Annotated in this window: 18 protein-coding genes and 1 tRNA gene; 15 read left to right on the top strand and 4 right to left on the bottom strand. The window is 60.1% G+C overall.

Annotated elements, in window-relative coordinates; all coding sequences use genetic code 11:
- Nucleotides 1-191 precede the first annotated feature (191 nt).
- From kdpF to B060_RS0109570, 14 genes are all read left to right on the top strand, one after another.
- Entirely contained in the window at nucleotides 192-284 is a 93-nt protein-coding gene (gene kdpF / locus B060_RS0109640) for a K(+)-transporting ATPase subunit F (protein ID WP_018081574.1), read from the top strand.
- A gap of 12 nt (nucleotides 285-296) precedes the next feature.
- Nucleotides 297-2,027 carry a potassium-transporting ATPase subunit KdpA gene (gene kdpA / locus B060_RS0109635; protein WP_018081573.1) on the top strand — a complete coding sequence of 577 codons (1,731 nt, stop codon included), beginning with the start codon at nucleotides 297-299 and terminating at the stop codon, nucleotides 2,025-2,027.
- A gap of 4 nt (nucleotides 2,028-2,031) precedes the next feature.
- Nucleotides 2,032-4,122: a potassium-transporting ATPase subunit KdpB gene (kdpB, locus tag B060_RS0109630; protein ID WP_018081572.1), complete on the top strand. Its 2,091-nt coding sequence runs from the start codon at nucleotides 2,032-2,034 to the stop codon at nucleotides 4,120-4,122.
- Between the two features lie 265 nt (nucleotides 4,123-4,387).
- On the top strand, nucleotides 4,388-4,975 hold the full coding sequence (gene kdpC / locus B060_RS0109625) for a potassium-transporting ATPase subunit KdpC (protein WP_018081571.1): 588 nt from the start codon (nucleotides 4,388-4,390) through the stop codon (nucleotides 4,973-4,975).
- Complete coding sequence (locus B060_RS0109620; protein WP_018081570.1) at nucleotides 4,972-7,695, top strand: sensor histidine kinase; 2,724 nt, start codon at nucleotides 4,972-4,974, stop codon at nucleotides 7,693-7,695. The genes kdpC and B060_RS0109620 overlap by 4 nt, the downstream gene beginning before the upstream one ends.
- Nucleotides 7,692-8,372, top strand: coding sequence for a response regulator (locus B060_RS0109615; protein ID WP_018081569.1), 681 nt, complete (start codon nucleotides 7,692-7,694; stop codon nucleotides 8,370-8,372). The genes B060_RS0109620 and B060_RS0109615 overlap by 4 nt, the downstream gene beginning before the upstream one ends.
- Nucleotides 8,373-9,017: 645 nt before the next feature.
- Nucleotides 9,018-9,899 carry a MotA/TolQ/ExbB proton channel family protein gene (locus B060_RS0109610; RefSeq protein WP_018081568.1) on the top strand — a complete coding sequence of 294 codons (882 nt, stop codon included), beginning with the start codon at nucleotides 9,018-9,020 and terminating at the stop codon, nucleotides 9,897-9,899.
- Nucleotides 9,900-9,904: 5 nt separating this feature from the next.
- Nucleotides 9,905-10,339: a biopolymer transporter ExbD gene (locus B060_RS0109605; protein WP_018081567.1), complete on the top strand. Its 435-nt coding sequence runs from the start codon at nucleotides 9,905-9,907 to the stop codon at nucleotides 10,337-10,339.
- A 255-nt stretch (nucleotides 10,340-10,594) separates the two neighbouring features.
- A complete protein-coding gene (locus tag B060_RS0109600) occupies nucleotides 10,595-11,059 on the top strand; it encodes a TonB family protein (protein ID WP_236621644.1) in 465 nt (154 codons plus the stop codon).
- Nucleotides 11,060-11,320: 261 nt separating this feature from the next.
- Nucleotides 11,321-12,019, top strand: coding sequence for an energy transducer TonB (locus tag B060_RS0109590; RefSeq protein ID WP_018081564.1), 699 nt, complete (start codon nucleotides 11,321-11,323; stop codon nucleotides 12,017-12,019).
- Nucleotides 12,020-12,162: 143 nt separating this feature from the next.
- Nucleotides 12,163-12,924, top strand: coding sequence for a M48 family metallopeptidase (locus B060_RS0109585; protein ID WP_031220935.1), 762 nt, complete (start codon nucleotides 12,163-12,165; stop codon nucleotides 12,922-12,924).
- Between the two features lie 97 nt (nucleotides 12,925-13,021).
- A tRNA-His gene (locus tag B060_RS0109580) sits at nucleotides 13,022-13,098 on the top strand.
- 87 nt (nucleotides 13,099-13,185) lie between these two features.
- Nucleotides 13,186-14,232 carry an NAD(P)/FAD-dependent oxidoreductase gene (locus B060_RS0109575; RefSeq protein ID WP_018081562.1) on the top strand — a complete coding sequence of 349 codons (1,047 nt, stop codon included), beginning with the start codon at nucleotides 13,186-13,188 and terminating at the stop codon, nucleotides 14,230-14,232.
- Between the two features lie 61 nt (nucleotides 14,233-14,293).
- Nucleotides 14,294-15,223: a transglycosylase SLT domain-containing protein gene (locus B060_RS0109570; protein WP_018081561.1), complete on the top strand. Its 930-nt coding sequence runs from the start codon at nucleotides 14,294-14,296 to the stop codon at nucleotides 15,221-15,223.
- Nucleotides 15,224-15,229: 6 nt separating this feature from the next.
- On the opposite strand, the gene B060_RS0109565 is transcribed toward B060_RS0109570, so the two are convergent.
- Nucleotides 15,230-17,086 carry an ATP-binding response regulator gene (locus B060_RS0109565; RefSeq protein ID WP_018081560.1) on the bottom strand — a complete coding sequence of 619 codons (1,857 nt, stop codon included), beginning with the start codon at nucleotides 17,084-17,086 and terminating at the stop codon, nucleotides 15,230-15,232.
- A gap of 252 nt (nucleotides 17,087-17,338) precedes the next feature.
- On the opposite strand from B060_RS0109565, the gene spbR reads away from it, so the two are divergent.
- Nucleotides 17,339-18,523, top strand: coding sequence for a SpbR family protein (gene spbR / locus B060_RS0109560; RefSeq protein ID WP_018081559.1), 1,185 nt, complete (start codon nucleotides 17,339-17,341; stop codon nucleotides 18,521-18,523).
- 223 nt (nucleotides 18,524-18,746) lie between these two features.
- On the opposite strand, the gene B060_RS24180 is transcribed toward spbR, so the two are convergent.
- From B060_RS24180 to B060_RS0109545, 3 genes are all read right to left on the bottom strand, one after another.
- Nucleotides 18,747-19,244, bottom strand: a complete 498-nt coding sequence (locus B060_RS24180) for a hypothetical protein (RefSeq protein WP_035423475.1) — start codon at nucleotides 19,242-19,244, stop codon at nucleotides 18,747-18,749.
- An 89-nt stretch (nucleotides 19,245-19,333) separates the two neighbouring features.
- Complete coding sequence (locus B060_RS0109550) at nucleotides 19,334-20,092, bottom strand: NAD kinase (RefSeq protein ID WP_018081557.1); 759 nt, start codon at nucleotides 20,090-20,092, stop codon at nucleotides 19,334-19,336.
- 66 nt (nucleotides 20,093-20,158) lie between these two features.
- The gene (locus B060_RS0109545) at nucleotides 20,159-21,052 is read right to left on the bottom strand and encodes a DUF2336 domain-containing protein (RefSeq protein ID WP_018081556.1); all 894 of its coding nucleotides are present in this window, start codon (nucleotides 21,050-21,052) and stop codon (nucleotides 20,159-20,161) included.
- Between the last annotated feature and the right edge of the window lie 80 nt (nucleotides 21,053-21,132).

The raw sequence follows: 21,132 nt of genomic DNA, 5'->3' as shown, positions 1-21,132 counted from the left end.
TACAAAATCTATACGCGGCCGATCCGGCTTTATACACTACCTATATGTGATCGCGTCTAAAGCACCTGCAGTCCATCAGACCTCCAGGAGGCTTTCGTCATGACTTTTATCTATCTCGCGGGCGGGGTGGCGTTTTTCGTCGTCTGCGCCCTTTTTGTGGGCCTGTGCGAACGCCTGCGGGAGAGCGGCCAATGACCGCGCTCTATATCGGCGCCGGGGTCATCGTCGTGGCCCTGCTGGGCTACCTGCTGGTCGCCCTCATCAAACCCGAAATTTTCCCTTAAATCGAGGCCACAATGTCCCAATTTATCACGGGCAACAGCTGGTTACAGCTTGCCCTCTATATGGCTGTGCTGCTGGCGTGCGTTGTGCCGCTGGGCGGCTACATGGCCAAGGTTTTCCAGGGTGAAAAGACCTTTATGTCGCCGGTGCTCGGCTGGCTGGAAAACGGTTTCTACGCCTTAAGCGGCATTGATCGCGACAAGGATATGAGCTGGAAAGACTATGCCATCGCCACGCTGGTCTTCTCCGCCATCAGCTTCGTTCTGCTCTATGCCGTGCTGGTGTTCCAGAACCTGCTGCCGCTTAACCCGCAGAAACTGCCCGGCCTGACGCCGGACCTGTCGTTCAATACGGCCGTCAGCTTCGTCACCAACACCAACTGGCAATCCTACGTCGGCGAAGCCGTCATGAGCTATTTCAGCCAGATGGTTGGCCTGACCGTACAGAACTTCGTCACTCCGGCCGTCGGCCTGGCGGTTATGATCGCGCTGATCCGCGGACTTTCCCGCAAGTCGGCCTCAGGCATTGGCAACTTCTGGGTCGATATGGTCCGCGCCAATCTCTATGTGCTCCTGCCTCTGTCCCTGGTTTTCGCCGTCATTCTGGGCTCGCAGGGCGTCATCCAGAATTTCGGCACCTATGTCACCGCGCACGGCCTGCAAGGCGCTGATCAAACCCTCGCCATGGGGCCGGTGGCCAGCCAAGAAGCCATCAAGATGCTCGGCACCAATGGCGGTGGTTTCTTTAACACCAACTCCGCCCATCCGTTCGAGAACCCGACCCCTCTCACCAACTTCCTCGAAATGCTGGCCATCCTGCTGATTCCGGCTGCCACCTGCCATACCTTCGGGGTGATGGTGAAGGACAAGCGTCAGGGCTTCGCCGTTCTGGCCGCCATGACGGTCATCTTCGTGCCTCTGGTGCTGCTGTGCGTCTCGGCCGAACAATCGGGCAATCCGCACTTCAATGCCCTGCATGTCGATCAGGTCGCCAGCCAGCTTCAGGCTGGCGGTAATATGGAAGGCAAGGAAACGCGCTTTGGCATCGCCAATTCGGCGCTTTGGGCCTCCGCCACCACGGCGGCCTCGAATGGCTCGGTCAATGCCATGCACGACAGCTTTACCCCCATGGGCGGTTTTGTGCCGCTGCTGCTGATGAAGTTCGGCGAAGTCATCTACGGTGGCGTGGGTTCAGGCCTCTACGGCATGCTGATCTTTGTCATCCTGTCGGTGTTCATTGCCGGCCTGATGGTGGGGCGCACACCGGAATATCTCGGCAAGAAGATCCAGGCGTTCGAGATCAAGATGGCGTCGGTCGCCATGCTGGCCCCGTGCGTTTTCGTCCTCATCGGCACCGCCGTCGCGGTCATGTGCAAGGACGGGCAGGCGGGCATCTATAATCCCGGCGCGCAAGGCTTCTCCGAAGTGCTTTACGCCTTCACTTCGGCCACCAACAACAATGGTTCGGCCTTTGCCGGCCTCAGTGCCAACACGCCCTTCTATAATACGGCGCTCGGTCTCTGCATGTTGTTCGGCCGTTTCTTCATCATCATCCCCGTTCTGGCCATCGCCGGTTCGCTGGCGGCGAAGAAGACCGTGCCTGTGTCTGCCGGCACGCTGCCGACCCATACCCCGCTGTTCATCGCGGTCCTGGTGGGCGTCATCCTTATTGTCGGTGTCCTGACCTATGCGCCCACGCTCGCGCTTGGCCCGGTCGTCGAACACTTCAATATGATCAAGGGCTAATCCCATGTCCGCTACATCAACCAAAAAGACTGGATTATTTGAGGGAGCCGACCTCGGCTCCGTCTTCAAGAACTCAATCCTCCGTCTCAATCCTATCTATCAGGCCCGTAACCCGGTCATGTTCCTGGTGTTCGTGGGCTCGATCATCACGACCGGCATCTTCGCCGTCATGCTCGTCAAGCCCGACAGCGTGATCGGTGGCGGCCAGCCCCTGTGGTTCGTCGGTCTGATCACCTTCTGGCTGTGGTTCACGCTCCTGTTCGCCAACTTTGCCGAGGCCATCGCCGAAGGCAAGGGCAAGGCGCAGGCCGACTCGCTCAAGAAATCGCGCCGTGATGTGCCGGCCAAGAAGCTGGTCAAGGGCACGGATCGCAGCAAGTTCCAGTCGATCGCCGCCAATACCCTGCGCAAAGGCGACATCATCGTTGTCGAGGCAGGTGACTTCGTGCCGTCCGACGGTCAGGTCATTGAAGGTATCGCCTCGGTCGATGAAAGCGCCGTGACGGGTGAGTCGGCGCCTGTCATCCGCGAATCGGGCGGCGACCGCGATGCCGTCACCGGCGGCACGCGCGTGCTGTCTGACTGGATCGTGGTGCGCGTCACCTCCGATCCGGGTGAAAGCTTCCTCGATCGCATGATCAGCCTGGTCGAATCGGCCAAGCGCCAGAAGACGCCGAACGAGATCGCCTTGTCGATCCTGCTGGCAGCGCTCACCATCATCTTCCTATTGGTCTGCGCCACACTTCTGCCGTTCTCGCTGTTCGGCGTCGAGCGCGCTGGTTCCGGTACGGTCATCACGATTACCGTCCTGATCGCACTGCTGGTTTGCCTGATCCCGACCACCATCGGCGGACTTCTGTCAGCCATTGGTATTTCGGGGATGCAGCGCCTGATCAAGGCCAATGTCATCGCCACCTCCGGCCGCGCCGTCGAAGCCGCCGGCGACGTCAATGTCCTGCTGCTTGACAAGACCGGCACCATCACCTTCGGCAACCGTCAGGCGGTCGAGTTCTTCGCAGGCCCGGGCGTCACCCAGCAACAACTGGCCGAAGCCGCCGAGCTGTCATCGCTGGCCGACGAAACGCCGGAAGGCCGCTCCATCGTGGTGTTGGCGCGCAAGTTGTTTGGCCTGCCCGACAAGGATATCCAGTCGCTCAAGGCCGAGTTCATTCCGTTCAGTGCCGAACAGCGCGTGTCGGGAATCGTCATCAATGAACGTCATATCCTGAAGGGCGCCGGCGACGCCATTGCCAAGCTGGTGGCCCTGAAAGGCGGTTCTGTGCCGCATGAAGTGACGGTTATGATCGAGGATATCGCCCGCCAGGGTGGCACCCCGCTGACTGTCGCCGAGGGCAATCAGGTGCTGGGTGTGGTCTACCTCAAGGACATCGTCAAGCCGGGTATCAAGGCGCGACTGGCCGACCTGCGCAAGATGGGCATCAAGTCGGTGATGATCACCGGCGACAATCCCCTGACCGCCGCCGCCATCGCCTCCGAAGCGGGTGTCGATGACTTTCTCGCCCAGGCGACGCCGGAGACTAAGCTTAAGTATATCCGGCAGATGCAGGAGGGCGGCGAACTGGTCGCCATGGTGGGGGATGGCACCAACGATGCCCCGGCGCTGGCCCAGTCCGACGTGGCGGTGGCGATGAATTCCGGCACTCAAGCCGCGAAGGAAGCCGGCAATATGGTCGATCTTGACTCAGATCCGACCAAGCTGATCGAGATCGTCGAGATCGGCAAGCAACTCCTGATGACGCGCGGTTCGCTGACGACCTTCTCAATCGCCAACGATCTGGCCAAGTATTTCGCCATCATTCCGGCGGCGTTTGCCACCACCTATCCGGTGCTTGGCGCGCTCAATGTGATGCACCTGGCCTCGCCGCAAAGCGCCATCCTGGCAGCGGTCATCTTCAACGCCCTGATCATTATCGCGCTCGTGCCTCTGGCCCTGAAAGGCGTCAAATACCGTGCCGAACCGGCCGCCAAAATGCTCTCGCGCAATATGTTCGTCTATGGCCTCGGCGGCATCATCGCGCCCTTTATCGGCATCAAGCTGATCGATATGGCGCTCGCGGCTGTTGGCTTGGCTTAGCCAATCCAACAGATTTTAGTTGCGCTACCGCTGCGCTGCTTGAGCGCGGCGGCCAGGCATAATTTAGATCTGGCATAATTTAGAAAGGAAGAAAGATCCCCCACCACCATTTCGCTTTGCTCATGGTCCCCCTCCCCGACAAGTCGGGGAGGTACAAGAAGGCGAAAACCTTATACCTCCCTGGCTTTGCCGGGGAGGGGGACCGCACGAACCGCGCAGCGGTGAGATGTGGTGGTGGGGCTTCTTACTTAAAAGGAACAGTCTAATGAAAACCCTCGTTTCAAACCTGCGGCCGGCCCTGACCCTGACGGTCCTGCTCACCCTCCTGCTGGGTGTCGGCTATCCGCTCTTGACCACCGGCATCCTGCACTTCGGCTTTCCCAGCCAGGCCGAAGGCAGCCTGATCCGCGACGAAAGCGGCCGCGTCATCGGTTCGCGCCTGATCGGGCAAAACTTCGACCAGCCGCGATATGTCTGGGGCCGCCTGTCGGCCACCGGCCCGGCGCCTTATAATGCCGGCGCGTCTTCGGGCTCCAACTTCGGCGTCAACAATCCGGCGCTGATGGACGCGGTCAAGGCGCGCATCGCCGTGCTGAAGGCCGCCGATCCGGATAATATCGCGCCGGTCCCGGTCGATCTGGTCACCGCGTCCGGCTCCGGCCTCGATCCGGACATCACACCGGCGGCGGCGCTCTATCAGGCGCACCGCGTGGCGAAGGCGCGCGGCATGACCGACGATCAGGTGAAAGCTCTGATCCGCAAGTCGTCCTATAATCGCACCTTCAACATTCTGGGCGAACCGCGCGTCAATGTGTTAGAGCTCAATCTGAGGCTTGATGGAAAGCTTAAGTGAGTCCCGACATAAGACCCGACCCTGACAAACTGCTCGCCCTTATCGGCAACGATGAGGGCGAGCGTGCGCGCGGCCATCTGAAGATCTTCTTTGGATCGTCGGCAGGCGTTGGCAAGACCTTCGCCATGCTGACCGAGGCGCGCCGGCGTCAGGCGGAAGGGCGTGACGTGATGATCGGCGTCGTCGAGCACCATGGCCGCGCCGAAACCAGAGCGCTGGTCGAAGGCCTGCCGGTTTTGCCGCTGCAGGCCATCGACCATCGCGGCGTTACCGTGCATGAGTTTGATCTCGATGCCGCCCTGGTGCGCAAACCATCGCTGATCCTGATGGACGAGTTCGCGCACACGAATGCGCCAAACTCCCGCCACCCCAAGCGTTGGCAGGATGTCGAGGAACTGCTCGATAACGGCATTGATGTCTACACCACGCTGAATGTGCAGCACCTTGACAGCATCAACGACCAGGTGGCGCGCCTGACCGGAATCTGGGTCAAGGAGACGGTGCCGGACACCATTTTCGATTCGGCCGACGAGATCGCTTTGATCGATACCCCGTCCGATGAACTCCTGAAGCGTCTGGCCGAGGGTAAGGTCTATGTCGCCGAAGGCGCCAACAAACGCGCCGCCGAAAATTTCTTCAAGAAGAGCAACCTGCTGGCCCTGCGTGAAATAGCGCTGCGCCGCACCGCCGAGCGCGTCGACGCCCAGAGCGACGAACTGAATGCCGCCATGGGGCAAAACGAAGCGCAGGTCGGCCAGAAGATCATGCTTTTGATCGGACCGGACCCGCTCTCCACCCGCCTGATTCGTCATGCCAAGCGGATGGCGACGCGGGGCAGGGCACCGTGGTACGCTGTCTATCTGCAAAGCGAGCGCCACGAACGGCTCGATGAAAAGGGCCGGACCCGCATCGAGCAATATCTGCGGCTGGCGGAAAGCCTGGGCGCCCAGATCGTGCGCCTGTCCGGCATGCGGCCGGCGCAGGATATCCTCGCCTATGCGCAGCAGAACGGCTTTACGCGCATCGTGGTCGGTTATCGCCGGCCCAAATGGTGGCTGCGGCCCTTCCGCGGCACCTTTGCCCAACACCTGATCGAGGCCAGCGACGGCATCGAGATCACCGTGGTGCACGGTGCGACGGGGACGGCGCGCGAACCTGTGACGGCGGGGGCGATCATCCGACCCTTCTTGGCGCGTCCGCTCGATTATGGTTTGGCGACGGCCGGGGTGGCGCTCGGCACCGCCATCGCTTTCCCGTTCCGTGAGGTGACGCCCTCGAACAATCTGGCCATGATCTACCTGACCGTGGTGGTCATTGTGGCGGCGCGGTTAGGATTGGGGCCATCGATACTGGCGTCGATGCTGAGCGTTCCGGCGTTCAATTTCTTCTTTACCGACCCTTATTACACCTTCAATTTCTACGACAGTTATTATTACGTCACCTTCGCCTTCATGCTGGTGACCTCACTCGTGGTGGGCTCGCTGACGGCGCGGCTGTCGCGCCATGCCCGGCTTGTCAGCAACCGTGAACGCGAAACCCAGATTCTCTATGGTCTGACACGCGGCCTGTCGGCTGTGCGCGGTATTGATGCCATCTGCGAGGTGGCGATTCGTCATCTCAGCGGTCCTTTCAGCCTCGACGTGACGGTGTTTGTCCGCACGCCCTCTGGCCTGCAACCCTATCCTCAAGGTATCATCACCACCGATATGCGCGAGATGGGGGCGGTCAACTGGGTGTCGGCCAATGGCCTGATGGCGGGGCGTGATACCGACACCATGCCGTCGGCCAACGGACTTTACCTGCCGCTGCTGGCAGAAAAGGAAACCTTCGGCGTGCTGGGTCTGACGGCGCGCGATGCCGGCCATCCTTTCAACGGCGCGGAGATTCTGCAATTCGAGGCCTTTGCCAGCCTGATCGCCGGCGCTTTGCAGCGCACGCGCCGTTCGGACGAGGCGGCGGAATCGAAGGTCGAGTCCGAGAACGAAAAACTGCGCAATGTGCTGCTGTCGTCGCTGTCGCACGATCTGCGCACGCCGCTGACGGTGATGAACAATTCGGTCAGTACGCTGTTGCGGATGCGCAAGGAACTGCCGCGCAAGGCGATGGATGAACTGACCGGGCTTTGGAGCCAGTTGACGCGGCTGCAAAAGTTCGTTGGCAACCTGCTCGATATGGCGGCGATCACCTCCGGCCATATGAAGCTCAATTTCCAGCCCTATATGATCCAGGAAATCATCGGCGCCGCGCTCGGTCAGGTGCAGGCCACCAAGGAGGATCGGACGATCGGCACGAACATATCGGGCAACCTGCCGATGGTGATGATCGATGGCGGCCTGATCGAGCAGGTCTTTATCAACCTGCTCGAAAACGCCTTTCAGCATACACGGACGAATGGCCGGCTCGATATTTACGTTGAAAAAGACGCCGATCGCCTGCGCGTGCGCATTTCCGACGATGGCGACGGCCTGAAGGACGGCGACGAAGCGCGCATCTTCGAGCAGTTCCAGAAGGGGCAGACGCTGCGTTCGGACCGCTCCGGCGGCACGGGCCTGGGCCTCGCCATCTGCCGGGGTATTGTGCAGGCGCATGGCGGTATGATCTATGCCAAAAACAACCGTACGCTTGGTCAAAACGCCGGCAGCCATGGCGCCAGCTTTATCTTTACCCTTCCGATCGCCCCGGCCTTGCCTGAGGGCAACCTGCCTGAAAGCGCCCTATGACCCGTATCCTGACCATCGAAGACGAGCATGATATCCGCCGTTTCCTGCGCACGACGCTGGGCGCCAACGACATGACCGTCATCGAAGCCGAAACCGGCAAGGCGGGCCTGCAAAAGGCCAGTTCGCAGTCCCCGGATGTGATTCTGCTCGATCTCGGCTTGCCCGACATGGATGGGATGGACATCATCCGTCAACTGCGCGAATGGGGCCGTATCCCGATCATCGTGCTGTCGGCGCGCGGGCAGGAGAGTGACAAGATCGAGGCGCTCGAACTAGGCGCTGATGATTATCTGACCAAGCCCTTCTCTGCCGGCGAACTGATCGCGCGCATCAAGGTGGCGCTGCGTCACGCCAACCGTCCTCAGGGCGACGCGCCCTTCACCTATGATTATGATGGTCTTTCGATTGATGCGGCGGCGCGCCGGGTGCGGCTGGATGGCGAGGATGTCCACCTGACACCGATCGAATACAAGCTGTTGGCGGTTCTGGCGCGCAATTCCGGCAAGGTGCTGACCCACGGCGCCCTTCTTAATGAAGTCTGGGGCAAGCATTCCCAGGACAGCCAGACCTATCTGCGAATCCACACCCAGCACCTGCGCGAAAAACTGAAGGACGACGCTCTCAATCCGCGCTTTATCGTCACGGAACCAGGCATAGGTTACCGGCTAAAGCCCTGAAAACTTCGCGAACTGCGTTATTTGACGCAGGTTTGGCTATCACGCCTGTCCTGGGCCTTGTCCGGTGTGCGTTTTGCCTTTTGGCGTCATATCTGGGAGCGCTAACACGAGAATGCGGGGATCTTAACAAACGAAACGGGTTTTAGATTCTCTTGTCAGGCGTTTTGCCGTGTCATTTCAGCGCTATGGCTAATTTTTTTTTGCCCTTCAGGTATTTTTTTTTGGGCTGTCTTTGCAAGATTAACTATCGGACATGTTTGAACTTTTAGAGGCGCTTTTGTTAAGCGATGCGCCTTATAAGTCACATCGTCGTGAAAAGTCTGTAACTGACACCTTGACGTTTTAGGATTAGCCGGATCATTTAGGCCCAAACCGCCACGTCACGGGTGTAACAGCCTGTAACAAAGCGGTCGCCTTTAGGACCATTTTGGTTCATATTGGCTGAGTTTGTGCTGAAGCACGTGTGATGCAGACGTTAGATTCTGTGCGCGCAGCGCTCAGGCATGAGAGGCCTGTTGAAAGTTGAAGGCTCCGGCCAAAACTTTCAGTTGGGTCTCGTTGTTTTTAACATGGGGTAAACGCTTCCCCTTTAGTCCTTGGTCAACCCTTTGGTGGGTGAAGTCCATATTCAGGAATTGGCGAAAAATGCTCGAACATAAGAAATCTAATCCGCTCATTGCTCTGCTCGGCGCTGCCGCGCTTCTCATGAGCGCTCCCGCCATGGCCGTTGCGGCTACGGCACCCACCTCGGTTGCCGCCTCGGCTGCCGCCCCGGAAGCGCCCGCCGCTGCTGACGCTGCGACGGAAGAAAGCTCCGCCTCGACGCCGCACATGCCAGCCGCCAACGTTGACTTCGTCAGCATGTTCATGGGCGCGACGGTTGTCGTTAAGCTCGTCATGGGCCTGCTGATGGTTCTGTCGCTGATTTCGTGGATTTTGCTCATCATGAAGCTGATGGACTTCTCCAGCCTTAACCGCGTCACCACGAACTTCCTGGAAGCCTACCGTGGCGCCCGTTCGATCGCTGACATCAATCGCATTGCTGTCTCCGACGAATTCGCCGGCAACCCGCTGGCCGATATGGCCGCTGTCGCCACCGAAGAAATTCAACTGTCTAAGCAAGCCGGCCTGTCGATCTCGGGCGAACACCGCGACGCCGTTCTGCACCGCGCCGAAGCTTCGGTTGCCGCTGTTCAAACCGGCTTGGCCAAGCGCCTCTCGGGTGGTCTGTCCTTCCTGGCTTCGACCGGTTCGACCTCGCCCTTCATCGGTCTGTTCGGTACGGTTTACGGCATCATGAACTCCTTCATCGGTATCGCCCAGTCGCACACGACCAACCTGGCCGTTGTGGCGCCTGGTATCGCTGAAGCCCTCATGGCTACCGGCCTGGGTCTGATCGCCGCTATTCCGGCTGTTGTCATGTACAACATCTTCAACACCAGCATCACGAACTACGGCACCCGTTCAGAGCAATTCGTCTCCGAACTGATGAACTCTCTGTCGCGTCAACTCGACAAAGGGGCGTAAGCGATATGGGAGCCAAGCTATCAGGTGGTGGCGGCTCGAAGTTTCACGTCGAAGCCAACGCGGAAATCAACGTTACCCCGTTCGTCGACGTTATGCTTGTCTTGCTTATTATCTTCATGGTGGCGGCACCGCTCGCCACTGTGTCGGTAGAAGTGACGCTACCAAAAGCCGTCGCCAAGCCAATCGAAAACCCGCCGAAGCCGGTATACATCTCGCTGCAAAAAGATGGCAGCGTGTATATCGCTAACGATCCTACGTCGCTCGACGCCCTTGGGGATGACCTCAAGAAGGCAGTCGGTGCACGTAACCCCGAAGAAGAACGTATTTTCATCCGCGCTGATAAACAAACGCGTTACGCCGAGTTTATGAAGGTGATGAATAAGCTGCAGGACAATGGTTTCTACAGTGTCGCTCTTCAGGGCGAAGACGACGCAAAGTAAGAGGGTCTATTTATGGAAGAAACTCCCCATAGGAAACGGGACCCTATTCTTGATCCGCCCGAGAAAAAAGGCTCTGCCTCTCTCTGGGTCGGTGTTGGTGTCGCCGCTGCTATCCACATAGGCGTGGGTTACTATCTTCTTCAGACCAAGTTTGAGCTGAAGATGGAGAAGTTTACGGATGAGAAGGTGAATGTCGACCTGGTCGCACCGCCTCCGCCTCCCCCCCCGCCGCCACCTCCGCCTCCGCCGACGAAGATGCCGCCGCCTCCCGTGGTTCAGCCCCGCGAGACGCCGCCTATTCCAAGCGTAACACCGCCGCCGCCCATTCCGGTGCCTCCTGTTCCGCAGGAAAAGCGCCAGGAATATACGGCACCTCCTGCGGCGATGAACACAGGTACGCCGCCTCCGGTGGTCGCTGCTGGTCCTCGCTACGTGGCGGGTGACTGGAGCTATCCCGGCACCGATCAAATGGCCGATTCCTATCCGGATCGCGCCGCGAGTGACGAAGTTGAAGGTACGGTCACGATCGATTGCACCGTTAGCGCCGCCGGTCGGGTTACGGGCTGTAACATCATCAGCGAAAGCCCCAAGGGCTATGGCTTCGGTGCTGCTACGGTTAAGCTTTTCGTCAAGTACGCCAAGGTCAAGCCTAGCTCGGTCGGTGGTGAACTTAGAGAAGGCGATCGTAAGAAGTTTACCTACAAGTGGCAGTTGGGCTAAACCATCTGTTATGACTTACAAAGAAACGCTCCGGGCTCAGGTCCGGAGCGTTTTTTTTGTGCTTGAGAGGGGGCGGGGAGGGCGCAATTTTGTCAATTGCGTGAAGGCAGAGATGGTAGTATGCTCCCTTCAAGACAAGAAAAGTAATCAAGCGCTACTCATTGATGCAGGTGTGTACAGCTTTGCATTGTTGGCGGCTGGTGCCGATGCGAAAGCTGTAAAACCTTCTGCGTGATACTATAATCATGGAGGAGATTTATTATGACAGATGCTGTCCACGGCTTTCACTCGCCTATATTTGACAATCCGAAACTTAAAAAGCTGCCGCCATCTTTCTACTGGGGTGTGTTGTTTGCTGTGCTGCTGCATCTGGTGCTGCTGTACTGTATCTTCAATCAAACCTTCGGTATGCCGCCGATCCTTGAAACGCCAAAGATCGACAAGCCTATCGACATGACCATGGAGCGGATCAGGCCCGAGCCGCCGAAGCCAACCCCGACCACAGCCCATAACAACCCGGTCACGCCGCATACACCGGTCACCGCGGCGCCGGACGATATTCAAACCCTGCCGGTCGATCCGGTGGTCAACAAGACGCCCACAGCCCCCGGGCCGGTGACCTTGCCCGCCGAGCCGACCCTGCCAGGCCCTGTGGTCTCGAATGAGCCTGTCTATGTGGCGGCACGTTGGTCGCGCTTCCCCGATGCCGATGCCCTGGGTGCCTATTATCCGCCTCGTGCGCTCAATGACGAGATCGAAGGCTCGGCCACGGTTGAATGTACCGTGCTTGATGCCGCCGGCCGCGTGCGTTGCTCGGCCCTGTCGGAAATCCCCGGCAATTACGGGTTCGGCAAGGCCACCGTCAACATGGTTCAGGATAAGGGGCGCGTTGATACCAGCAAGGGCGATATCAAAATCGGCTCCGTGCTGCGTCAGACGGTGAAATGGTCGCTGAACTAAGCGGCCCCTTAAGAGGTGCAGAAGCCCTTCGGACCCTATCCGGAGGGCTTTTCCCTGCGCGAAATGTGTCCTATTTTCAGGATATGCTTTTTACAAAACGCGGGCTATGGTTGCTCTGCATTGTCAAAGGCTAAGGGAATAGTATGGGACGCTTGGGAAAACTGTCGGCTGCAGGATTAATCGTAATGGTGGCCGGATTGAGCCTTAGTGGCTGTGAAACCAACCAGACACTTGGCCGCTCGCAATTTTTGCTGGTCGATGACGCCGCTCTGGAGCAAAGCGCCGCGGCCGCCTGGCAGGAACAGCTCAAGACGGCGAAAATCTCGAAGGACCCGGTACTTAACAAACGTATCCAGACTGTAGGGGCGCGAATCGCCGCAGCGTCAGGACTTGGCGCCAGCGGCTGGGAATATGTGCTGTTCCAGGATGATCAGCCCAATGCCTTCGTCATTCCCGGAAAGAAGGTCGGCATCAATACCGGCCTGTTCAAGGTGGTGAAGAATGACGATCAGCTCGCCGCTGTGATCGGCCATGAAACGGCGCACGTTCTGGGCAAGCACGCCGCTGAGCGCGCGTCGCAACAGATGGCGGCGCAGGGCGTGCTCGGTGCGGCGGTTGGCGCGACCTCGGGCAATACACAAAAGGCGATTTCCAGCTATGGCGGCCTTGGCGCGCAGCTTGGTCTTTTGCTGCCCTATTCGCGCAAGCATGAATCTGAAGCCGACCGTATCGGTGTCGATCTGGTGGCCAAGGCCGGTTATCGTCCGAGTGCCGCCATCGAGGTGTGGCAGAACATGATGGCGCTCAATTCAGGCGCGCCGCCGGAGCTGTTGTCGACACACCCGTCCGATAAGACTCGGATCAAGGACCTGCAGGACTATATCGCCGCCAAGGGCTACAAGTAGCTGGCGTGGCGCAAATCCACAAGAATTGCGCCATTTCATACTTTTAGGCTTGATCCATGGCTACGGCCATATTAGAGGATGCCCCTCGTGATGGTTTGCCGCCTTAGCTCAGTTGGTTAGAGCGCCGGTTTGTGGAACCGGAGGTCCTCAGTTCAAGCCTGAGAGGCGGTACCATCACAAGATCCTTTCCCGGACAATTTAGCGCGTAAAAAGCTGTCGTGTCGCATGGCGCCACAGAGTGGAATCGCGTAGGTCGAAGTCATGGTCCAAAGCCCTTCTCATTCCCTGATCGTCGTCGGTGGCGGCATTGTCGGCCTGACGATCGCCGTGGCGGCGCAGGCCTCCGGTCACAAGGTCACGCTGATCACGCGCGATGATATCGAGGCGACCGCTTCGGGGGTCGCGGCCGGCATGATCGCGCCCGCCATGGAGGCGATGAACGATCCCGATCCGGCTTTCAGTTATCGACGTTTCAAGGACGCACAAGGCGCCTGGCTAGATCTTAACGCGCTATGGCCGGAAGCGCTGCAACAGGCTCTGGTGAAGGCCCAGACGGGCGACGCAATCTATATCAGCGATACGCCTGCCGCATCGGCGGATACACTCGCCGCAATGGGCGCGAACCATGCCTCAGTCCTTGCGAAGTCAATTCCGGAGGCTTCCAGCGCTACCAGGATCCATGATGAATGGCTGGTGGAAGCCGGGCCAATGCTTGAAGCCTTAGCTGCTCATCTGGATGCGCTCGGCGGTGTAAGCCTGAGAGCGAGCGTCAAAGAGGTTTCGGCCGTTCAGGTAAGGCTTGATAGCGGCGAGGTCCTGACGGCCGACGCGGTTGTTGTGGCGGCTGGCTATGACAGCAAGGTATTGGCTGACAGCATCCCCGGGCTTTCGGCACTTAGGCCCATCAAGGGCCATCTGCTCGATATCGAAGGGCGGGGCGGGTTTGGCGTTTTGCGGTCGGCGACGGGCTATCTTGCCGATTACGGACGAATCGCAAAGTTTGGCGCGACCATGCAGATGGGGCAGGCGGACCTGCGCGTCGAGCCTGATGTGGTCGAAACTCTGATTGGTCGTGCTGCCGATATGAACATTGACATTGGAACGGCCATGCCGCGTACCGGCATCCGCGCCGCCACGCCGGACGGCTGGCCGCTGATCGGGCGTGACCCGGCTTCGGGCGTGCTGGTTGCCACGGGCATGCGGCGCAACGGCTATATTTTCGCCCCGTTCGCGGCCAAAATCATTCTGGCGCTGATCGAAGGCCAGCCCTCGCCCGATGAAGGCATCTACCGTCCGGACCGCTTTTAACCAAAGTTAAGCGCATATTAACCACGTGTAGGGCAAAATCTGCCTATGTGAGGTTTGTATCATGCGTACGTTTATTGCCACAGATGCCCCGTCGCCCACCTTCCTGAACCGTATGGATCAGGTCGCCGATACGGTCACGCGTGGCGCCGAGCGTGTCGGCACCGGCGTCATGGGGGCGCTGCAACGCGCCGCTGACGCCACGGGGGTCGATTTCAACTATCTGGTCAAGACGGCGACGCGCGAAAGCTCGCTCAATCCCGGCGCCAAGGCTCCGACCTCGTCGGCGGCGGGTCTGTTCCAGTTCATCGAACAGACCTGGCTGAGTACGGTCAAGACGCATGGCGCCAAGCATGGCTATGGCGCCTTTGCCGACCAGATCACCAAGGGCCGCGATGGCCGCTACCATGTCAATGATCCGGCTGCGCGCAAACAGGTGCTGGGATTGCGCTATGACGCGATGGCCAGCGCCGTCATGGGGGCGGAACTGACCGCCGGCCACGCCGCCTATCTCAAGGGCCGCATTGGCCGTGACCCGACGCAGGGCGAGCTGTACGCGGCGCACTTTTTAGGCCCCGCAGGCGCCGCCAATCTGATCAGTGCCAGCCAGCAGCGCCCCACAGCCATTGCCGCCAACCTGTTTCCCGGCGCGGCGCGCGCCAATCACACTATTTTCTATAAAGCCGGTCGCGCGCTGAATGTCAGCGATGTGATCGCTAACCTGACCAAAACCGGCGGTTCGGCGACCATGGCGGTGCCGGCGACAGCGCCTGTCGATACGGATGACGGGCGTCTTATGATCGCGTCGCGGATGGAAAAGGTGCGTTCGGATCAGGCGATACTGGACATGATGTTCGGCAGCGACGACGGCCAGAAGGGCATGCTCTTCGCCACGCAACTGATGGCGGCCTTCGGGCCGGGCGAGGAAGAGGGCACGGACAGCAAGAGCCCGGATAACGCCTACGCCAAGGCCTTCGGAAACCTTCTGGGTTGAGTTGGTTTAGGCCAGGCTAGGCGCTTGCGCTAGCGCGCGTGACAGGGCCTCACGGTTCAGCGGCATCAGCAGCGAGGTCACCCCCAGATCGTGCAGGGCTTCGGCCTGTTGGCCATCGGGCAGCAGTGCCACGATAGTGAGGCGGGCGTCTTCCTGCGTTTGGCGCAGGCTGTTCAGGAAACGCTCCAGAGTGCCGCGATGATCGGCGTCTTCAAGCACATCAAGGGTGCCGGTCGAGATCAGGCAGGCGTCGATCGGCGCCTTCTTGGCCAGGGTAAGCGCGCGCTCGCGAGAGGTCGAGGTCAGGCACTTGTGGCCGAGATGCTCGAGCGAGTCGCGCAGTAGTGCCGAGCGCAGGCTGTCATTGGAAATCAGCAGGACACGCAGGCTGTGATCGTGAGCAGCCCTTGGCGCGTCGTCCGAGTCGACGGGGCGTGGCGGTGGCACGGCTCCGGAATCGTAAGGCAGGTCGAGCCAGAATTTCGAGCCGACATCGAGCGTGCTTTCCGCGCCGGTGCGTCCGCCCATAAGGGCGCTCAGGGAACGCGACAGGCTAAGGCCCAGGCCGGCGCCTGACTGGCCGGACGAGGTGCGCAGTATGCGGGCATGGGGTGTAAAGGCCTGTTCGAGTTCGCCCGGGCTGAGGCCTGGGCCAGAATCGACCACTTCGAGGCGCAGGAAACCTTCCGGCAGCAACAGGAGCTTGAGTTCGACGCGGCCCTGTTGCGTGTAGAGCAGGGCGTTGCTGAGCAGGTGGGCCAGGATCTGCTCGACGCGATGTTCGTCACCCAGGGCGGCGCCCTTCAGGCCAGGCAGGGTGCCTTCCGGGAGGCTGGATGTGTTATAGCTGAGGCTCAGGCCCTTGCTGTGTGCCAGGGGGGCGAACTGGCCGATCATGCGCTGGGCCAGCAGGTCGATATCGAGCGGCCTGACGTCGATCTCTATCTGACCGGCGGCGGCGGTGTCGTTATCGAGTGTGGTGACCAGGATCGATTGCAGGTGCCCGACCTCGTTCAGAGCGGCATCGACATACTGGCGCGGCGCCGGCGCGCGCGACAGGTGCGTGAGGCCCTGCAGCAGGTTTTGCTCGATGCCTGTAAGGCCGGTTTGGACTTCGCGTGACAGGGTTTCCATCAGGGCCATCTTGGCGTCATTGAGCGCATGAGCTTCGGCGCGGGCGGATTCGCGCTCAGAGGCGGCTTCAAGCTGGCCATGCTGGAGCAGGTAATGCTCTTGCATGTGGCGGTTGAGTACAAAGCCCATAGCGAGGGTCAGGGCCATGCCGCCGGTCATGAACTGGCTCAGTTCACCGCCGGGATGAAGGTGATACATGGCAAATATCGGGCCGGCCACGGCGATGGGCCCCAAGATCAGCAGAAAAAGCAGGACGGGTGCGCAGAAGAAGATGACGCCGACAGCCGCGCCGCCACAGATCATCAGCATGAATTCGTTATGCTGGCCCTGGCCGCTAAGGCTGACGCTTAGGGAAATCATCAGCAGTGTCAGCGTCCACAGTGCGCCGGCCGCGCCTTGACGCAGGCGACGTTCGCGGATCAGGGTATAGCGAAGCGCCGGATCCGGCGTCGGTGTGGCGGTCATCCGCTTGGCGGACTGGTTCTTCATGATCATGAAGACCGTCCAGTTGATCAGAAACACCATCAGATATATGGCAAGAAGCCAGCCGGAAACGGCGAGCGCCGCCGCCCAGATAAACAGGGGCAGGCCTATACCGAAGAAGCCCAGGGCATAGGGCGACAGCCGCCATTGGGCCAGCAGACCGTAATCGAGCACTACGGAGTCGCGCGAGACGTGGCGCGGCAAGGGCGAGGCGGGTTCGGTTGGGGTACGCTGAGGACTGTTCATGCCGCCACCATGGCACAGAGACCTTGCCGCACGGTTACCTGCAGAAGCTGAATATAAATTTTTGATGCGGTTTTGAACAATAGAACAACCTTTAAGAGATCTGCGTGACGCCGATTCCGTATTTTCAGGCTAATTTTGTTGGTAAACAGAGGGATAACACCGGGAGTAAAGGTTTCGTTAGGGTTACCGCGCGACACTTCACAGGTTGAGGATTCGCAAGAATTCTCTAAGCTTCTTCAAGGATTCGCCCGCATGACGTCAGGCTATAACCTTACTCAGCGCCCCGCCGTTTCCGAGGCGGATATCCAGCGCCTGGTGCGCAGCGACAATGCCGATGATCGCGCCGTCGCCACCCACAAGATCTGCCGCGTCATGGAACGCGGAGCACTGACGGACAGCGACCGTTTGGCCGCGCAGGAAATCATCCGTATGCTGGCGCAGGACGCCGCCGAACTGGTGCGCCGCGCCCTGGCCGTCACCCTGCGGACGTCGGCGTTGTTACCCCACGATGTAGCGCTCAAGCTGGCGCAGGATGTCGTCACGGTCGCCGTGCCGGTGTTGACGTATTCGCCGCTGTTCAGCGATGAGGATCTTGCCGATATCATCCGCTCCGGCGGTCCGGTGCGTCAGGTCGCTATCGCCAAGCGCGAAACGCTATCCGAAGTCGTCACCGCGTCGCTGGCCGATAGTGGCGTCGAGGAAGCGGTGGTCATCGCCTGCGCCAATGACAATGCCCGGTTTTCCGATGGCGGCATGAACCGCGTCATGGACCGCTTCGGCACGTCGGAAGTGGTGCACAGCGTGCTGATCAATCGCAAGGTTCTGCCGGTATCGGTGAGCGAACGCCTGGTCACCATCGTCAGCGCCGCCTTGCGGGAACAGCTGATCTCTCATCACGCCATCAAGCCGGAAACGGCCATCGAAATCGTCACGGCCACGCGGGAACGCGCCACGGTCGATATGGCCGATCAGGCCGGCGCCAGCTTTGATCCGCAAGGTCTGGCGCGTCACCTCATGGCCTCGGAACGCCTGACGCCATCGCTGATCCTGCGCGCTCTGGTGCGCGGCCATATGGGCTTCTTCGAACATGCCCTGGCCGAGCTGTCCGGCGTGCCGCATGAACGCACATGGCTGATGGTGCACGATGCCGGGTCGCTTGGCCTGCGCGCCATCTATGATCGCGCCGGGCTGCCGGCCCGCATGTTCCAGACCTTCCGCATGGCGATCGAAATTTACCACAGTCTGCAGGCGGAAGCCGGTCATCTCGATCCGCTGCGCATGCAGGAGCGCCTGATCGAGCGCTTCCTGACGCAGGCGCCTTTCGCACCACGCGAAGACCTGATCTATTTGTATGAGCGTCTTGATCGCGATTCCCGCGGGCGCCGCTGGACCAGGGTGAGCGAAGCGTCGGGTACGGATATGCTTAAGGCCGCTTGACTTATGCGCTCAAGCGCCGCGCGGGTTTTCTAACTCGCGTATTTTGCTAGTCTTGCCGATCTGATGAAGGGATCAAATCGGCGGGCTGACCTCGCAAAGGCTCGGGCGGGCCACCCTCTTCAGAAAGAAAGGCGCCCTTGCCAAATCTGAGAAGATCTGGAATTGAGACAAGAAAAAAAGGCGGCCGGTGAGGGCCGCCTTTTTCGTATCTGCTATCCGATGATCACGTCGTCATCAGGTTGTGGGCTTCCAGGTGTTCCTTGACGCGGGCCTCCAGTGTTTCCGTCAGGACCTTGCCAACCGGATGATCCTCGGTCTTGATCTGGCCACGCACCACGGCGCGGATGGCGTCCATGTGAGCCTCGACCAGTTTCCACGGCGCAATGGCGCGTTTGTCTTCTTCATCCAGCACCTTGCACAGCGAGCCGGAAATGCGGGTGATCAGCGGGAAGCCGTAGGTCGTGCCCAGGCCCTTGAGATCGTGGGCACGATAGAAGAGCTGATCGGCGTTTATCGGGTTGAGGCCCTCTTCCTTGATCACAAGCTGGACGTCTTCCAGCTTCTTGATCTCGTCCATCAGCCACGTTTCAAAATGGGTCGAAAGATCGGCCAGCGCGGCCTCGGCCTTGGCGATGGCTTCATTATCAAGCGCGCCGAGACGACCGCCAACCTTGGCGCGAAGGGTGTTCGGCACTTGAATAATTTGAGCTTTTTCAGGCATGGACATGCGGGAAAGACCTTCTGCGCGGATATTAAGTAAGGCCCACCCTACACGCAGGTGATTTAAGAACAGCTAATGCGCTGGCTTTTTTAGCTGACGAATTGCTCCGCCAGCACGCGTTCATCGTAACCGTTGCCGGCATCGAACAGGAGGGTGGCCTTCAGGTCTTCAGCTTCGGCGATATCGACGCTGATGACATCGCGCACATCGAAGGTGTCGGCCGCCGCGCTGATCGGGCGTTTTTCGGCTTCGAGCGCTTCGATGCGGACCTTGGCCGTATGGGGCAGGATGGCGCCACGCCAGCGCCGGGGTCGGAAGGCGCTGATCGGCGTCAGGGCCAGGGCCTTGGCGGTGAGGGGGATGATCGGGCCGTGGGCGGAAAGATTATAGGCGGTCGAGCCGGCGGGGGTGGCCACCATGGCGCCATCGCATATCAGCTCATCAAGGCGCACCTTGCCATCAATCATAATGCGCAGCTTGGCGCCCTGATGCGACTGGCGCAGCAGCGACACTTCGTTGAAGGCCAGCGCCGTATGTTCGGTGCCGGCGCTGGTGCGCGCCGTCATGCTGAGCGGGGTGATCAGCGTGCTCTCGCTTTTCAGGATGCGCTCCATCAGGCGTTCTTCGGCATAATCGTTGAGCAGGAAGCCGACGCTGCCGCGATTCATGCCGAAGATCGGAATCTGGTCTTTCAGATAGCGGTGGACGGTTTGCAGCAGAAAGCCATCGCCACCCAGGGCCACCACAACGTCAGGACTGGCGGCCGAGCCATAGAGCGCTTTCAGCCGTGCGCAGGCGGCTTGCGCTTCGGGACGATCGGAGGCGGTGAAATCGAGGCGTAGGGACATATTCACCGATGCTCGGTTGGATTTTCCATCTATCTACGCTGTTTTAGGCGGATAAGTCTAAGGAAATCAGTGCGCCGGATTCATCAGCACCGCTAACTTCTGACGGGCGGTGGCCGGCGTCAGGTTGAAAACCGACAGGATCAGGGCGCGCTGACTTTCCGCCATGTAGGGTTCGCCGCCATAGGCCTTTTGCCACAGCGACAGCAGGTGCTGGAAAAGGGCGCGGTCGAGGCCGGCGGCGCACATGACAAGCGCCAGCGGTACAGGCGAGGCGGTGGTCAGGGCCTGGCTCAGGGCGGCGGTATCGAGGCTCAGGCGCCGCGCCAGTTCGCGTACAAAGCCGGCCGTTTCGCCACCACGCAACAGGGCGATGAGTTTGAGATTGCTGTGGCTGACGTCCTCGCCGCGCTGCAGGCGGAGTTGCGACTTAGCGAAGATGAGGCCCTGGTGGCCGAAAACGGCGGCGCGCACCACCGGATTTTCAAGCCCGCGACGGGCTATGAAGGCCTGATCGTCATCGTCGAAATCGAGCGTGGGATTGGTCGTGAGGGCGATCAGCACCTTGTCGGACTGGGTGCGCAACAGCGCCTTGACGACACGCCAGTCAAGGTAGGGCCGGCAGGCGATCAGAAGATGGTGCGCCTCGCCGGTGGAGACAATCAGCGCCAGCAGGGCTTGCGGCGTCAGGCTTGGCAGGGAGGCGCGCAGCAGCGGCGCGGCGAGATTGACCGGCATGCGGCACAGGCGCACCACCAGATCCTCATCAGAGCGGATAAGGTCGCCACCCGGAACGCGCTCGGTTTCAGCCGTCTCGCACAAGGGCTTGCGCGCCACGATGCTGTCACCGGTGATATGGAAATCACGCCCGGTGGCGGCCACGGGGCGCGGCGCCGCCAGACGCGCAGGCTCTGGCGCATCGGTCGTGACAACTGGTTTTTGGGCAAGCGGCAGGGCGGGCAAGGGCGTGTCAGGTTCCAGTCAGATGGCGAATCCGGCAAAGCAGCAGAATCACAGGTTTGCGCCGACTTTGCCCCGACAGG

Origin of the sequence: Asticcacaulis benevestitus DSM 16100 = ATCC BAA-896, from assembly GCF_000376105.1 — a bacterium.
Lineage (GTDB): Bacteria > Pseudomonadota > Alphaproteobacteria > Caulobacterales > Caulobacteraceae > Asticcacaulis > Asticcacaulis benevestitus.
Note: the sequence above shows the minus strand (reverse complement) of the source record. Positions and strands in the feature narration are given on the sequence as shown.

Excerpts from the sequence above, each read along its gene's own strand:
- kdpB (WP_018081572.1), top strand. The coding sequence starts at position 2,032 with ATGTCCGCTACATCAACCAAAAAGACTGGATTATTTGAGGGAGCCGAC.
- kdpC (WP_018081571.1), top strand. The coding sequence starts at position 4,388 with ATGAAAACCCTCGTTTCAAACCTGCGGCCGGCCCTGACCCTGACGGTC.
- B060_RS0109575 (WP_018081562.1), top strand. The coding sequence starts at position 13,186 with ATGGTCCAAAGCCCTTCTCATTCCCTGATCGTCGTCGGTGGCGGCATT.
- B060_RS0109565 (WP_018081560.1), bottom strand. The coding sequence starts at position 17,086 with ATGAACAGTCCTCAGCGTACCCCAACCGAACCCGCCTCGCCCTTGCCG.
- B060_RS0109550 (WP_018081557.1), bottom strand. The coding sequence starts at position 20,092 with ATGTCCCTACGCCTCGATTTCACCGCCTCCGATCGTCCCGAAGCGCAA.
- B060_RS24180 (WP_035423475.1), bottom strand. The coding sequence starts at position 19,244 with ATGCCTGAAAAAGCTCAAATTATTCAAGTGCCGAACACCCTTCGCGCC.
- kdpA (WP_018081573.1), top strand. The coding sequence starts at position 297 with ATGTCCCAATTTATCACGGGCAACAGCTGGTTACAGCTTGCCCTCTAT.
- kdpF (WP_018081574.1), top strand. The coding sequence starts at position 192 with ATGACCGCGCTCTATATCGGCGCCGGGGTCATCGTCGTGGCCCTGCTG.
- B060_RS0109610 (WP_018081568.1), top strand. The coding sequence starts at position 9,018 with ATGCTCGAACATAAGAAATCTAATCCGCTCATTGCTCTGCTCGGCGCT.
- B060_RS0109615 (WP_018081569.1), top strand. The coding sequence starts at position 7,692 with ATGACCCGTATCCTGACCATCGAAGACGAGCATGATATCCGCCGTTTC.
- B060_RS0109600 (WP_236621644.1), top strand. The coding sequence starts at position 10,595 with ATGCCGCCGCCTCCCGTGGTTCAGCCCCGCGAGACGCCGCCTATTCCA.
- spbR (WP_018081559.1), top strand. The coding sequence starts at position 17,339 with ATGACGTCAGGCTATAACCTTACTCAGCGCCCCGCCGTTTCCGAGGCG.
- B060_RS0109585 (WP_031220935.1), top strand. The coding sequence starts at position 12,163 with ATGGGACGCTTGGGAAAACTGTCGGCTGCAGGATTAATCGTAATGGTG.
- B060_RS0109605 (WP_018081567.1), top strand. The coding sequence starts at position 9,905 with ATGGGAGCCAAGCTATCAGGTGGTGGCGGCTCGAAGTTTCACGTCGAA.
- B060_RS0109570 (WP_018081561.1), top strand. The coding sequence starts at position 14,294 with ATGCGTACGTTTATTGCCACAGATGCCCCGTCGCCCACCTTCCTGAAC.
- B060_RS0109590 (WP_018081564.1), top strand. The coding sequence starts at position 11,321 with ATGACAGATGCTGTCCACGGCTTTCACTCGCCTATATTTGACAATCCG.